Source organism: Paenibacillus xylanilyticus (assembly GCF_013359935.1).
Lineage (GTDB): Bacteria > Bacillota > Bacilli > Paenibacillales > Paenibacillaceae > Paenibacillus > Paenibacillus xylanilyticus.
In genome coordinates, this window is record NZ_JABMCB010000179.1 from 164,289 (window position 1) to 177,281 (window position 12,993).

General features: G+C 49.0%; 11 protein-coding genes. All 11 read right to left on the reverse strand.

All coding sequences use genetic code 11. The features are described from left to right. Window positions 1-32 precede the first annotated feature (32 nt). Window positions 33-1,409, reverse strand: coding sequence for a signal recognition particle protein (gene ffh, locus HP552_RS14195; protein ID WP_024630183.1), 1,377 nt, complete (start codon window positions 1,407-1,409; stop codon window positions 33-35). Window positions 1,410-1,467: 58 nt separating this feature from the next. Beyond that, window positions 1,468-1,818 (reverse strand): putative DNA-binding protein, encoded by a 351-nt coding sequence (locus tag HP552_RS14200; protein WP_175396092.1) that lies wholly within the window; start codon window positions 1,816-1,818, stop codon window positions 1,468-1,470. A 261-nt stretch (window positions 1,819-2,079) separates the two neighbouring features. After that, window positions 2,080-2,727, reverse strand: a complete 648-nt coding sequence (gene trhA, locus HP552_RS14205; RefSeq protein WP_064639088.1) for a PAQR family membrane homeostasis protein TrhA — start codon at window positions 2,725-2,727, stop codon at window positions 2,080-2,082. A 135-nt stretch (window positions 2,728-2,862) separates the two neighbouring features. Beyond that, a complete protein-coding gene (ftsY, locus tag HP552_RS14210) occupies window positions 2,863-3,885 on the reverse strand; it encodes a signal recognition particle-docking protein FtsY (protein ID WP_175396093.1) in 1,023 nt (340 codons plus the stop codon). Between the two features lie 78 nt (window positions 3,886-3,963). Next, window positions 3,964-7,539 (reverse strand): chromosome segregation protein SMC, encoded by a 3,576-nt coding sequence (smc, locus tag HP552_RS14215; protein ID WP_175396094.1) that lies wholly within the window; start codon window positions 7,537-7,539, stop codon window positions 3,964-3,966. Between the two features lie 196 nt (window positions 7,540-7,735). Further along, entirely contained in the window at window positions 7,736-8,434 is a 699-nt protein-coding gene (rnc, locus tag HP552_RS14220) for a ribonuclease III (RefSeq protein ID WP_095287860.1), read from the reverse strand. Between the two features lie 13 nt (window positions 8,435-8,447). Then, the gene (gene fabF, locus HP552_RS14225; protein ID WP_175396095.1) at window positions 8,448-9,686 is read right to left on the reverse strand and encodes a beta-ketoacyl-ACP synthase II; all 1,239 of its coding nucleotides are present in this window, start codon (window positions 9,684-9,686) and stop codon (window positions 8,448-8,450) included. Between the two features lie 178 nt (window positions 9,687-9,864). Further along, on the reverse strand, window positions 9,865-10,098 hold the full coding sequence (acpP, locus tag HP552_RS14230) for an acyl carrier protein (protein ID WP_024630176.1): 234 nt from the start codon (window positions 10,096-10,098) through the stop codon (window positions 9,865-9,867). A 151-nt stretch (window positions 10,099-10,249) separates the two neighbouring features. Further along, complete coding sequence (gene fabG, locus HP552_RS14235; RefSeq protein ID WP_175396096.1) at window positions 10,250-10,999, reverse strand: 3-oxoacyl-[acyl-carrier-protein] reductase; 750 nt, start codon at window positions 10,997-10,999, stop codon at window positions 10,250-10,252. A gap of 37 nt (window positions 11,000-11,036) precedes the next feature. Next, window positions 11,037-11,969 carry an ACP S-malonyltransferase gene (gene fabD / locus HP552_RS14240; RefSeq protein WP_175396097.1) on the reverse strand — a complete coding sequence of 311 codons (933 nt, stop codon included), beginning with the start codon at window positions 11,967-11,969 and terminating at the stop codon, window positions 11,037-11,039. A 27-nt stretch (window positions 11,970-11,996) separates the two neighbouring features. Continuing rightward, window positions 11,997-12,986 (reverse strand): beta-ketoacyl-ACP synthase III, encoded by a 990-nt coding sequence (locus HP552_RS14245; RefSeq protein WP_175396098.1) that lies wholly within the window; start codon window positions 12,984-12,986, stop codon window positions 11,997-11,999. Window positions 12,987-12,993 lie beyond the last annotated feature (7 nt).

Genomic DNA, 12,993 nt, shown 5'->3' on the forward strand with positions numbered 1-12,993 from the left:
GAAATCTGTATATTCATTAGCAAGCCTTGAAATCAACGGAAAGGAAACTTCATTCCTTTGCCTAGACCTTTTAGCTGCTTCATTGCCTTGTTCTTGCCGCCTTTAGGTCCCATCATATCCGAGAACTGTTTCATCATGCGGCGCATTTCATCAAACTGTTTGATTAGGCGGTTAACCTCAGCAAGGGACGTACCGCTACCTGTAGCAATCCGTTTCCGGCGGCTATGGTTGATCATGTCCGGGTTGCGTTTCTCCTCTGTAGTCATGGAGTACACAATTGCTTCGATCCGCCCCATTTGCTTGTCATCCACTTTCAGGTCCTTGGCTTGCTTCATCTTGCCCATGCCGGGAATCATATCCATAATTTGATCAATGGGTCCCAGCTTCTTCACCTGATCCATTTGCTCCAGGAAATCCTCGAACGTAAACTCTGCGTTCCGCATTTTACGTTCCATTTCCTTGGCCTTTTCGGTATCAATGTTGGATTGGGCTTTCTCAATCAGGGAAAGCATATCCCCCATGCCAAGAATCCGTGAAGCCATCCGTTCCGGATGGAAAGGCTCAAGAGCATCCAATTTCTCACCGAGTGACGCAAACTTGATTGGGCAACCGGTAACTGCTTTTACTGAAAGTGCAGCACCACCACGTGTATCCCCATCGAGTTTAGTCAAAACGACCCCGGTCAAGTCAAGCTGCTGGTTAAAGTGTTCCGCCACATTAACGGCATCCTGACCGGTCATGCTGTCGACTACAAGCAGGACTTCATCCGGATTCACTACGCTGTGAATCTGGCGTAATTCTTCCATCAGTTCCTCATCTACATGCAAACGTCCCGCGGTATCGATAATGACATAGTCATTGCCGTTATCCTTGGCGTGCTGCAGACCCTGACGTGCGATCTCCACAGGGCTTGTCTGATCTCCCAATGTAAATACCGGTGCCTTGATCTGCTCACCCAGCACTTGCAATTGCTTGATCGCTGCCGGACGATAAATATCTCCCGCGACCAGCAATGGTCGGCTGTTTTGCTTCTGCAGCATTTTGGCCAATTTACCGGATGTCGTCGTTTTACCAGCACCCTGCAAACCAACCATCATCAACACCGTAGGCGGTTTGTTCGCTTTGGCCAGTTTTGACTGGCTTCCGCCCATCAAATCCGTCAGTTCCTTGTTTACGATGTCGATAATAACCATGCCTGGCGTGAAGCTTTCCATTACCTCTTTGCCGACAGCTTTCTCTTTCACCTTGGCGATGAATTCCTTGACCACTTTGAAGTTTACATCCGCTTCGAGCAATGCCAGACGTACCTCGCGCATAGCTTCGGCAACATCTTCATCCGATACCTTGCCTTTGCCGCGCAGCTTGCTGAACACATTCTGCAATCGGGTCGTTAATCCTTCAAATGCCATGATCCCACCTCCTTAAGCTGTAATACTGTTTTTAGAACCGATACGTTCCGTTCAATTCCTATTCCCGGAGCTGATGAACGATATCGTTTATTTGTTGGTTGTTATCAATGGAGACACCTGCGCGCTCCAGTGCATTTTGCAAATCTTCAAGATTGCGGCTGCGTCGTTCATGCTTCTCCAGCAAGCCAAGCTTGCTTTCGTAATTTTCCAGCACTTGTTCAGCACGCTTGATATGCTCGTATACCGCCTGGCGGCTGATCTCAAACTCGGCTGCAATCTCACCAAGGGAGAAATCATCATGAAAGTAATATTTCAGAAATGTTTGCTGTTTCTCGGTAAGCAAACGTTCGTAGAAAGCAAACAGCAAGTTAATCCGGTTTGTCTTCTCAAGCCGGTTTTCTTGACTCATATCGGGGCACTCCCTTCGTCAAGGAAAAACACTTTACACTCTTGCAACGTTCCTAATAATACCGAAAACAATTCAGGTTGTCAAGCAAAAATACTTGTCACAATAAAAACCTTCATTTTACACTCATTTTTCGTACCTATATGATTAATCTTAGCCATTCCTATACATCAGAATACGACCTGCTGCATCCTTTATATAGAACAAAAAAACGAATGGGTCTCCACAGATGGAGCCGATTCGTTTTACACTATCTATCGTGTTCTAGCGAAGTGGTGTCAGGTACAGCAGTACCATAAAGAAATGAAGAATACTGCCTGCCAACACAAAGAGATGCCAAATCGCATGGTGATACGGAAATCCACGCCACACATAAAAAAGCGTACCCAGTGTATACATCAGACCTCCAGCAACCAGCAGCACGATTCCGCCTGTAGGAATGGCAGCCATAAGCGGTTGCCAGGCAATAACGATGAGCCAGCCCATCGCAATATAGAAAATCGTGGACATGAATAGAAACCTTTTCGTAAAAAACGCCTTAAAGATCACCCCGAATAATGCGATTCCCCAGATTACCCCGAACAGGGTCCAACCAAGTGTGCCGCGAACAGCAATAAACAGAAGCGGAGTGTACGATCCCGCAATAAACAAATAAATGGAAGAATGGTCGAAAATCTCAAATAAATCTTTCATTTTCCCATCTTTCCATGCATGCACGAGTGTAGAGCTCGTATAGAGCAGCAACATGGTGATCCCGTAGATCGTGAAACTGACCACATGCCAAGCCGTGCCTTTCATACTCGAGAATACAATCAACAGCACCAGTGCAGCTACACTGAGCGCGGCGCCGATTCCATGAGTCACCGCATTGGCGACTTCCTCACGACGGGAATAGGTATAGGTATTGGCCATATCAACCGTCCTTTCTAGCCCTTTAGCCTTGCCTTCTTTATTCCCATTATACACGTATTGCCAGTGACATTACACGTGACACTTATCACGTATATCACTGGCAATACCGTTAACGCTATTAAATCATCCTATTTATTAATGGTTCTCAGAACTTGCTTCCTCATCTTCTGCGTCCTGATCCGGTTGCTCTTGGATCAGTCCAGCAAACAACGCATGCACGAATTGCTCTGAGTCGAATGGCTGCAGATCATCAATTTTCTCACCAAGACCTACCATCTTCACTGGCAGATCCAGTTCCTGACGAATGGCAACGACAATACCGCCTTTCGCCGTACCATCCAGCTTCGTCAGTACGAGGCCAGTCACGCCGCTTTTCTCCCCAAACAGTTTGGCCTGATTCAATGCATTCTGTCCAGTTGTCGCGTCGAGAACCATCAACACTTCATGCGGAGCTTCCGGGATTTCACGCTGAATGACACGATAGATCTTGTTAAGCTCCTCCATGAGATTGGATTTGTTCTGCAGACGGCCTGCCGTATCACAGAGCAAGACATCTGCACCCCGCTGTTTGGCTGCCTGCACGGCATCGTACATGACCGCAGCCGGATCTGAACCCGCCTGCTGCTTGATGACTTCAACACCGGCACGTTGACCCCATACCTCAAGCTGTTCAATCGCACCGGCACGGAACGTATCGCCAGCAGCCATAATGACTTTTTTGCCCTGCTGTTTGAAGCGATGTGCCAGCTTACCAATCGTTGTCGTTTTACCTACACCGTTAACACCAACAAACAAAATGACGGTAATGCCATCCGGGTTCATCTTCAGTTCGTTATTCTGTTCGCCGCGCAGCAGGTCGGTCAATTTTTCGGACAATACAGGCTGCAACTCAGCCGCATCTTCGATCTTGCGCTTTTTGACCTCAACGCGAAGGTCTTCGATCAGATTCATAACCGTATTTACCCCAACATCCGCTCCGATCAGGATTTCTTCCAGTTCCTCATAGAACTCCTCATCGATTTTTTTGCGGCGGATGACAAGATCGGATACTTTCTCCACAAGCCCTTTACGCGTCTTCTCGAGTCCATCCTTGAACTGTTTTGTCACGGACTCCGTTTTGCTTGCAATGCTGTCTCTTAGCTTTTTAAAGAAACTCATAAAGCCCCTCCATCGTGTACGTAATCTTAGTGCGGTTTATTTTTTTATTAACAAGTTCCTCGTTCATATCCATTCTATTTAAGCACTAGCAATTTCGGCTTCCTCATCTTCCAGTCTAACCGAAACCAGCTTCGATACTCCGCCCTCTTCCATCGTGACACCATATAGAACATCGGCTTCTTCCATCGTGCCTTTCCGGTGAGTAACGACAATAAACTGTGTTTGTTCAGAGAATTCGCGCAAATACTGGGCGAAACGCACCACATTGGCTTCATCCAGCGCTGCCTCAACTTCATCCAGCACACAGAATGGTACCGGCTTAACGTGCAGGATAGCGAACAACAGTGCCATCGCCGTTAATGCCCGTTCCCCACCCGACAGTAGCTGCAGGTTTTGCAGCTTTTTGCCTGGTGGCTGGGCCACGATATCAATTCCGGTTTCCAGCAGCCGTTCCGGGTCCATGAGAACCAGGTCCGCACGTCCGCCACCAAAGAGCTTGGTAAATACGGTACCGAATTCACGGCGGATTGCATCGAACGTTGTCTTGAAACGTTTGGCCATCTCATCTTCCATTTCGCGGATGACTTGATATAACGTCGTTTTGGCTTCCACCAGATCATTTTTCTGTTCACTAAGGAACTCATAGCGTTCATTGACCCGCTGGAATTCCTCAATCGCGCCAAGATTGACATCACCCAGAGCCGAGATGCTGCGCTTCAGCTTCTGTACCTCTGCCTGAGTGCTCTCTACATCTTCCGGTACGGGGTATCGTTCTTTTGCAAGTTCATAACCGAGTTCATAATCATCCATCAGCTTGCGCAGTATATTTTCGAGTTCAACGTCAAGCCTGTTGACGGAAATTTCCGTCTGGCGCAGCTGCTCCTCTACTGCTTTTAACTGTGTACGCTGTTCCTTTGTTTCACTCTCCGCGAGTTCCAGCTTCTTCGACAGTTCGCTTCGTGCGGCACGTTTGAAGTCCAGCTGCTCGGAAGCTTCCGCTTTCTTCAGCTTGAACTGGTTGAGATCTTCAATCTGTTTGACGCTCTCCACCTGTGTTTTCTTCAGATCTGCTTCCATGGATGCCAGCAGCGTCCGGTTCTGACGCAAATCTTTGACCAGAGATTCGACTTCCCGCTCCAGCCGGCGCAGCTGCTCCTCATTCGAGAACCGCTCCTGATCCAGCTTACCTTCTCTGACTTTCAGTTCGGTCAACTGACTTTGCAGCTCTTCCTTCGCAGACTCATTTGCTTTGCGGGCGAACTCTGCAGCATGAATGGCACGGTGAGTCGCCTTCTCTTCCTCTTCAAGCTGCTCCAGCTTCTGCACAGCTGCTGCGCGTGCGGTATCCATCTCTTTGATCTCTTCGGTGAAGCCGCTCTTCTCCTGACCTGCCACAGCCACCTGTTCCAGCACGTGACGGAGCTCGTGCTCGACCTGTTTCATTTCCATGGATGCCTGCTGCTCAGCATTTCGTGTATCGTCACCTGACTGACGCAGCTCGTCCAGCTTGTCCTGACATTGCTCCAATTGGGTTTTCACATCATCCACACTGCGATGCAGCTTCACAATTTGGTTTTCGGTATCCAGAATATCCTGATCCAGTTGATCCAGCTGCCGTTTCCGGCTGAGCAGACTCACATTCTTTTTATGCTGGCTCCCCCCTGTCATGGAACCACCGGCATTAACCACATCCCCTTCAAGGGTCACGACGCGGAATCGGTACTGACAGCGGGCAGCAATTTTATTGGCGTATTCCAGTGTTTCGGCAATAATAACATTTCCGAGCAGGCTTCCAATGATATTGGCATAACGGGAATCATATTGTACGAGATCAGCACCAATGCCTACAAAACCATCCATGCCTTCAATCATCGAACGCTCACCGGAACCTACCGTACGTGGACGAATAACATCCAACGGCAGGAATGTGGCTCTACCCAACTGACGCTGCTTGAGAAAAGCAATGGCTTGTCTTGAAACCGACTCGTTTTCCATAACAACGTGCTGCAAAGCAGCACCCATTGCTGTTTCTACAGCCAGTTCAATTTTTTCCGGAACTTTGACCAGTTCAGCCACAGCTCCATGTACACCACTAAGAGTGCCTTTACGCGAAGCTTTGAGGACTTCTTTGACCCCCAACATAAAGCCGTCAAAATCATCCTGCATCTCTTTCATCGTATCCCGGCGAGACACCTGGGCTTCCCGTTTCTGTTCCCACTTGCGAACCGTGCTGCGACTCTCTTCCAGCAGCTTCTGCAAGGATTGCAGACGTTCACTTTCGGTAATGTATCCGCCGCGCAAATCGCTGATTTCCTTACCTAAACGGACAACTTTTTTCTCGATATCCGCTTTTCGGGCTTCCAGCGTTCCCTTCTGCTCTTCCCACTTGCCGGATTCCTCGGTTGCCCGGTTCATTCGACGCTCGAGCGATTCTTTCTGCTGATCTGCATATCGAATCTCATTGCGCGTTTGAGCCATCTGGTTCATCAGTTCCAGCAAATTACCCTTGAGGCTTTCCTCCTGCTGCTGACTGATTCCTCCAGTAACCCCTATGAGTTTCGCTTCCTCTTCAGAAAGGCGATTTCTCACTTCATCAAGTTCCTGTTCCAGCTTGCCAAACTTCTCGCGTAATGCAAGCAGCTCAGTCTCACGCTCCCGATGTCTTTCCTCACTTGCAGCCAGCGTAACCGTTAACTGCTCATGATTGGTTTGTAAATGGCGTGAACGCTCCTTGAGCAATTCTCCATGCCCTTCACTTTTCTCCGTTGCTTCACTGAATTGCAGCAAAGCGGATTGCAGCTGTTCCGTCTCCGTTTCCAGAATTCGCAGTGCATTCCGGTCGCTTTCCAGCTTGGCATCATGGGTGGAGACAATTGCAGCCAGGCCGACCTCTTCTTCTTTTAACGAGTGTAACCGCTCGTTCGCCTTGCTCCAGGATGCATGAATCTGCTCGATCTGGTACACGTACATGGAGATTTCCTTCGATTTGAGCTGTCCACGCAATTCCTTGTAGTGAATCGCTTTTTCCGATTGTTCTCGGAGCGGGCCAATCTGGTCCTCCAGTTCTGTAACCAAATCATGAATACGCAGCAGGTTTTGCTCCGTCTCGTCCAGTTTGCGTGTAGCGTCACGTTTACGCGATTTATATTTCACAATACCGGATGCCTCTTCAAAAATACCTCTGCGATCCTCGGAACGGGTACTCAAAATCTCCTCGATACGTCCCTGTCCGATAATCGAGTAAGCTTCCTTTCCGATCCCGGTATCCATAAACAATTCCGTTATATCCTTCAAACGACAGGACTGCTTGTTGATAAAATATTCGCTGTCCCCGCTGCGATGTACACGACGAGTCACCGTCACTTCACCAAAATCAAGGGCAAGTGCGTGATCCTCGTTATCCAGCGTCAGGGACACTTCACCATAATTGACGGCTTTCCTTGCATCACTGCCAGCAAAAATGATGTCTTCCATCTTGCCACCCCGCAGCGATTTGGCACTTTGTTCTCCAAGTACCCAGCGAATGCCGTCTGAAATATTACTCTTGCCACTTCCGTTCGGACCTACAACTGCAGTAATACCACGAACGAATTCCATTTCTGTTTTGTCGGCGAATGACTTGAATCCACCCAGTTCAATCCGTTTCAGAAACATAGGGTATCCCGTCACCTCCTCTTGCTTATTTCAAGTGTTCCTCCAGCGCTAATCATGGATCAGGGATGAATAAAGCTCCCGAACCCTCTCTTTACAAAAAAAAGAGCAAAAAGCAGTCCGGCCGATAATTTCCGCCGGGGCGGACCCGAGGGGCTGCTCTTTGCTCTTCGTTTGTCTATGCGCTACCCGGTAAAACTCAGGCTTCCGGAAGCTTTAATCGATCAAGCGCTGCGGATGCAGCCTGCTGCTCGGCTTCCTTTTTGGAACGTCCTGTACCTCGGCCAAGCCGTTCTTGGCCCATATGGACCTCCGAGACAAACTCACGTTCATGGGCAGGGCCCCGTTCTTCGACGATCCGATACTCCAGAGCTCCCATATTGTGATGCTGAGTGAGTTCCTGCAGTTCCGTCTTGTAATCGCTCATCTGGAGCTTACCGCCCAGAACGATTAACGGAAAAACATGCTGGTCCAGAAACGTTCTGACTGGCTCCAGTCCCTGATCCAGATACAATGCACCGATGAAAGATTCAAACACATCAGCCAGCAAAGCCGGCCGTGTTCGTCCTCCCGTCAGTTCCTCACCTTTACCAAGAAGTACATACTGCCCAAAACCAAGTGCTTCTGCAAATTTGACGAGGGAAGGTTCGCAGACAATGGATGCCCGCAGCTTCGTTAATTCACCTTCCGGACGGTTAGGATACAAATGATACAAGTATTCCGATACAGTCAACTCAAGCACCGCATCGCCCAGAAATTCCAGACGTTCGTTATCCTGGTGCTGACTGAACCGGTGTTCGTTTACATAAGAAGCATGGGTAAACGCTTGTTTTAAAAGCTGCCTGTTGTCAAATTTGATTTGAAGTTTGTGTTGTAACTGCTTCAGATCTTCACTCAAACGAACTAGCCCCTTATGCTTCAAATTTTTTGAGAATAATGGTGGCATTGTGACCGCCGAATCCAAATGAGTTGGACATGGCAACATTCACTTTGGTTTGACGCGGAACATTTGGCACATAATCCAGATCACATTCCGGATCCTGATTTTCCAAATTGATCGTAGGTGCGAGTGTCTGATGAGTCAGCGACAGTCCGCAAATTACAGCTTCCACGCCACCGGCTGCACCCAGCATGTGACCTGTCATTGATTTGGTAGAACTTACTGCGAGCTTGTACGCATGATCACCAAACGCCTTCTTGATTGCAAGCGTTTCGGATCTGTCACCCACCGGAGTTGAGGTACCATGTGCATTGATGTAGTCCACTTCTTCCGGTTCAATTCCCGCATTGCGAAGTGCCATCTTCATGCAGCGTGCCGCTCCATCCGGATCCGGTTCAGTCATGTGATGCGCATCGCCCGTAAGGCCGTAACCAATGACCTCACCATAAATACGTGCACCGCGTTTCTGAGCATGTTCCAGCGATTCCAGAACCAGGATACCTGCTCCTTCACCCATAACGAAGCCATCACGACCTGTATCGAAAGGACGGCTTGCCTTAGCCGGCTCGTCATTGCGGGTCGACATTGCACGCATTGCACAGAAACCAGCCAGACCCGTTGGTCTGATTGTTGCCTCGGCACCACCACAGATCATTGCATCTGCATCTCCATTAGCAATCAATTTGAAGGAGTCTCCAATGGAGTGTGTTCCTGTCGCACAGGCTGTGACTACGTTGATGTTCGGACCTTTTGCTCCAAGAGAAATCGACATTTGGCCAGAAGCCATGTTGGAGATCATCATGGGGATGAAGAATGGGCTTACCCGTTTTGGACCTTTTTGCAGCAATGCATTATGCTGGTCCTCCCAGGTTCCCAGTCCGCCAATACCCGATCCGATGGATACACCAAACCGCTCTGCATCAATGTTCTCATCGATCTTCAAACCGCTGTCTTCCACAGCTTTGAATCCGGCTGCAACGGCAAACTGAACAAAACGGTCCATTTTGCGGGCATCCTTACGATCCATATATTCATCCGGGTTGAAATCCTTAATTTCGGCAGCAATTTGTGTCGTGTATTCACTCACATCAAAGGCCTCAATCTGAGAGATCCCGGACTTACCTGCCATTAAACTTCCCCAGAACGTTTCCAAATCTTTTCCGAGCGATGTCATTACGCCCATTCCGGTAATTACTACTCTTTGTTTCAAACCGACTCACCTCTATATCGACTGCTTTACGCAATTATTTTGTGGGAATATCCGCAAGCGGATGTTGACCAATCAGGATCCGAAAACCTCGTTTGGCCAGCATCGCTGCGGAATGAGAAAAACCAATGAATGATGAGAAGTCCCGCCTGTTCGAAAACAGGTGCGGGACTGAATGACTTTAGGTATGAGATTGTATGTAGTTTACAACTTCACCTACGGTCGTGATTTTTTCTGCATCTTCATCAGAGATTTCCAAATCGAATTCATCTTCCAATTCCATGACCAATTCCACTACATCCAAAGAATCAGCACCCAAATCTTCTTTGAAAGATGCTTCAAGTGTAACTTCAGCTTCGTCTGCGCCCAAGCGGTCGACGACGATGCGTTTTACACGCTCCAATACATCGGACATCCGGTTCACCTCCTCCTTGGTATTATACGAGAATCGCAGGCAAAATGCCATAGAAGACATATGCGGCTCCCGGCCGGGGAATCCGGCCTTTTTCCGGCATTTCGGATCGTCCAGCGCCTGTTCCCCGACTGTTGTTCAAGTCCGGGAAGAATTACATGTACATGCCGCCATCGACATGCAATGTCTGCCCTGTCATATACGATGAAGCTTCCGAAGCCAGGAACGTAACAACTCCGGCGATTTCATCCGGCTGTCCCAGTCGGGACAGCGGAATGCCACTCAGCATACCATCCACCAGCTCCTGTGACAATTCCTTGGTCATATCCGTCTCTATAAACCCTGGTGCAACACAGTTAACCGTGATGCCCCGGGAAGCCAGTTCACGAGCGGATGCCTTGGTCAAACCGATTACCCCCGCCTTGGCAGCAACATAGTTTGCTTGTCCGGCATTACCCAGAACACCCACAACAGAGGATATATTGATGATTCTGCCAGAGCGTTGTTTCATCATAGGCCGAGTTACAGCCTTAAGACAGTTAAATACACCTTTGAGATTAGTCTCAATAACTTGGTCAAACTCTTCCTCTTTCATGCGCATGATCAGATTGTCACGTGTAATCCCTGCGTTATTAATCAGAATGTCGACGTTGCCCCATGCTTCAAGTGTAGCCTTTACCATTTGTTCAGCTTCATCCATTACACCAACATTGGCCTGGATGGTCATGGCCTGAACTCCTTTGGCGCGAATGGCTTCCGCCACTTCTTCGGCTGCAGCCTGACTGCCTGCATAGTTTACCGCAACATTGGCGCCGGCTTCAGCCAAAGCGAGTGCAATGCTGCGTCCGATTCCACGGGATGCACCAGTAACCAGCGCGTTTTTACCTTCTAACGGTTTAGACAACATAATTCCTCCTTTCCCCAAATAACCTGTGATTCAATCACTTCAATGCAGCTGCAGTAGCTTCAAGCGTTTCAAGACTGTTTACATTGTACAATTTTACGGATTTATCTGTTTTTTTAATCAACCCGGTCAGTACACTTCCGGAACCAATCTCAATGAAGGTGTCTACACCCTGCTCAATCAACCATGTCACACTGTCTTCCCATAAAACCGGAGAATAGACCTGTTCTGTCAACAATTGTTGAAACTGTCCATTTTCAGCAGGTCTTGCCGTCACGTTTGCGACTACAGGAACCTTGGCTGGAGAGAATGTTACGGTTTGCAGCTTGTCTGCAAGTTTCTCAGCAGCCTCCTTCATCAGAGAGGAATGAAAAGGACCGCTCACTTCCAGTGCAATGGCACGCTTGCCGCCAGCTTCCTTCACCCGTTCCGCTACGGCAGCTACACCTTCTTTGACACCGGAAATAACAATTTGACCCGGACAATTCATGTTGGCAAGTTCAACCGTATGACCGCTTTCGGATACGTCCCGGCAAAGCACCCCCAGCGCTTCCCGATCCGCTCCCAGTACTGCAGCCATCGCCCCTTGTCCGCCTGGTACAGCCTGCTCCATATACTGGCCACGTGCCCGGACAATACCCACAGCATCCGCAAACGATAGAACGTTCGCTGCAACGAGAGCACTGTATTCACCCAGACTGTGTCCAGCCGTATAGTCAGGCTGAATCCCTTTTTCTCTAAAAGCTTCAAGCAAAGCGATGCTTGCTGTCAACAGAGCCGGTTGAGTATTTGATGTCTGTTTCAACTCGGCCTCCGGACCTTCAAACACGAGATTACTCAGCGAGAAGCCTAGTGTTTCGTCTGCTGTACGAAAAATTTCAGTTGCCGCAGGCACGGACTCATACGCGTCCTTCGCCATGCCTACCGCCTGTGATCCCTGTCCGGGAAATACAAATGCTATTTTACCCATCAGATTCATCTCTCCCAGCTGTCTAGTTTACCATACGAGTACAGATGCACCCCAAGTCAGTCCGCCTCCGAACCCAACCATTAATATGGTGTCTCCGGCTTTCATGCGGCCTTCCTCAGCAGCTTCCACCAGAGCAAGCGGGATTGACGCTGCTGAAGTATTTGCGTATTTGTCTACGTTAACAACCACTTTTTCTTCAGGAAGCTCAAGACGCTGCATGGCGGATTGAATGATTCGAATATTCGCCTGGTGAGGAACAAAAAGATCCACATCCGTACGATCCAGACCAGCCTTGCGCAGTACTTCAACTGTAGCTGTGCCCATCACACGCACCGCAAATTTGAATACTTCACGGCCGTTCATGTAGATGTAGTGCTTTTTGTTTTCAACAGTCTCCGCGGATGCAGGCAAACGGGAACCGCCGCCTTCCAATTGAAGCAGGCCGCCGCCTGCACCTTCTGCCCCAAGGTCAAATGACTTGAATCCACGGCCTTCCGGCACTTCTCCAACGACTACCGCGCCTGCTCCATCTCCAAACAACACGCAGGTGTTGCGGTCTGTATAATCCGTGATACGGGAAAGACAATCCGCGCCAATAACGAGTGCATTGTTATACATGCCACTCTGGATAAAGCTGGTTGCTGTTGCAAGTCCATATACGAAACCTGAGCATGCAGCAGACAGATCAAATGCCGCTGCCCCTTTGGCACCAAGCTTGTCCTGCAAAATGCAGGCTGTAGAAGGAAAGGCGGAATCCGGCGTGATGGTTGCAACAATGATCAAATCCAGATCACTGCCTGTCATTCCTGCGGATTCAAGTGCCTTAATGGCTGCCTCGTACGCCAAATCCGAAGTCGCCTGATCAGGAGCAGCGATATGACGTTCCTTGATTCCCGTGCGGCTGACGATCCACTCATCATTCGTATCAACCATCTTTTCCAGGTCACTGTTTGTCAAAATTTTCTCAGGTACATATTTCCCTGTACCGATAACCCCTACCGGGCGCAAATTATTCATGTCGTCA

Bases quoted from the DNA above. Each gene is read 5' to 3' on its own strand.
- ffh (WP_024630183.1), bottom strand. From the start codon at position 1,409: ATGGCATTTGAAGGATTAACGACCCGATTGCAGAATGTGTTCAGCAAG.
- HP552_RS14200 (WP_175396092.1), bottom strand. From the start codon at position 1,818: ATGAGTCAAGAAAACCGGCTTGAGAAGACAAACCGGATTAACTTGCTG.
- trhA (WP_064639088.1), bottom strand. From the start codon at position 2,727: ATGGCCAATACCTATACCTATTCCCGTCGTGAGGAAGTCGCCAATGCG.
- ftsY (WP_175396093.1), bottom strand. From the start codon at position 3,885: ATGAGTTTCTTTAAAAAGCTAAGAGACAGCATTGCAAGCAAAACGGAG.
- smc (WP_175396094.1), bottom strand. From the start codon at position 7,539: ATGTTTCTGAAACGGATTGAACTGGGTGGATTCAAGTCATTCGCCGAC.
- acpP (WP_024630176.1), bottom strand. From the start codon at position 10,098: ATGTCCGATGTATTGGAGCGTGTAAAACGCATCGTCGTCGACCGCTTG.
- fabD (WP_175396097.1), bottom strand. From the start codon at position 11,969: ATGGGTAAAATAGCATTTGTATTTCCCGGACAGGGATCACAGGCGGTA.
- HP552_RS14245 (WP_175396098.1), bottom strand. From the start codon at position 12,986: ATGAATAATTTGCGCCCGGTAGGGGTTATCGGTACAGGGAAATATGTA.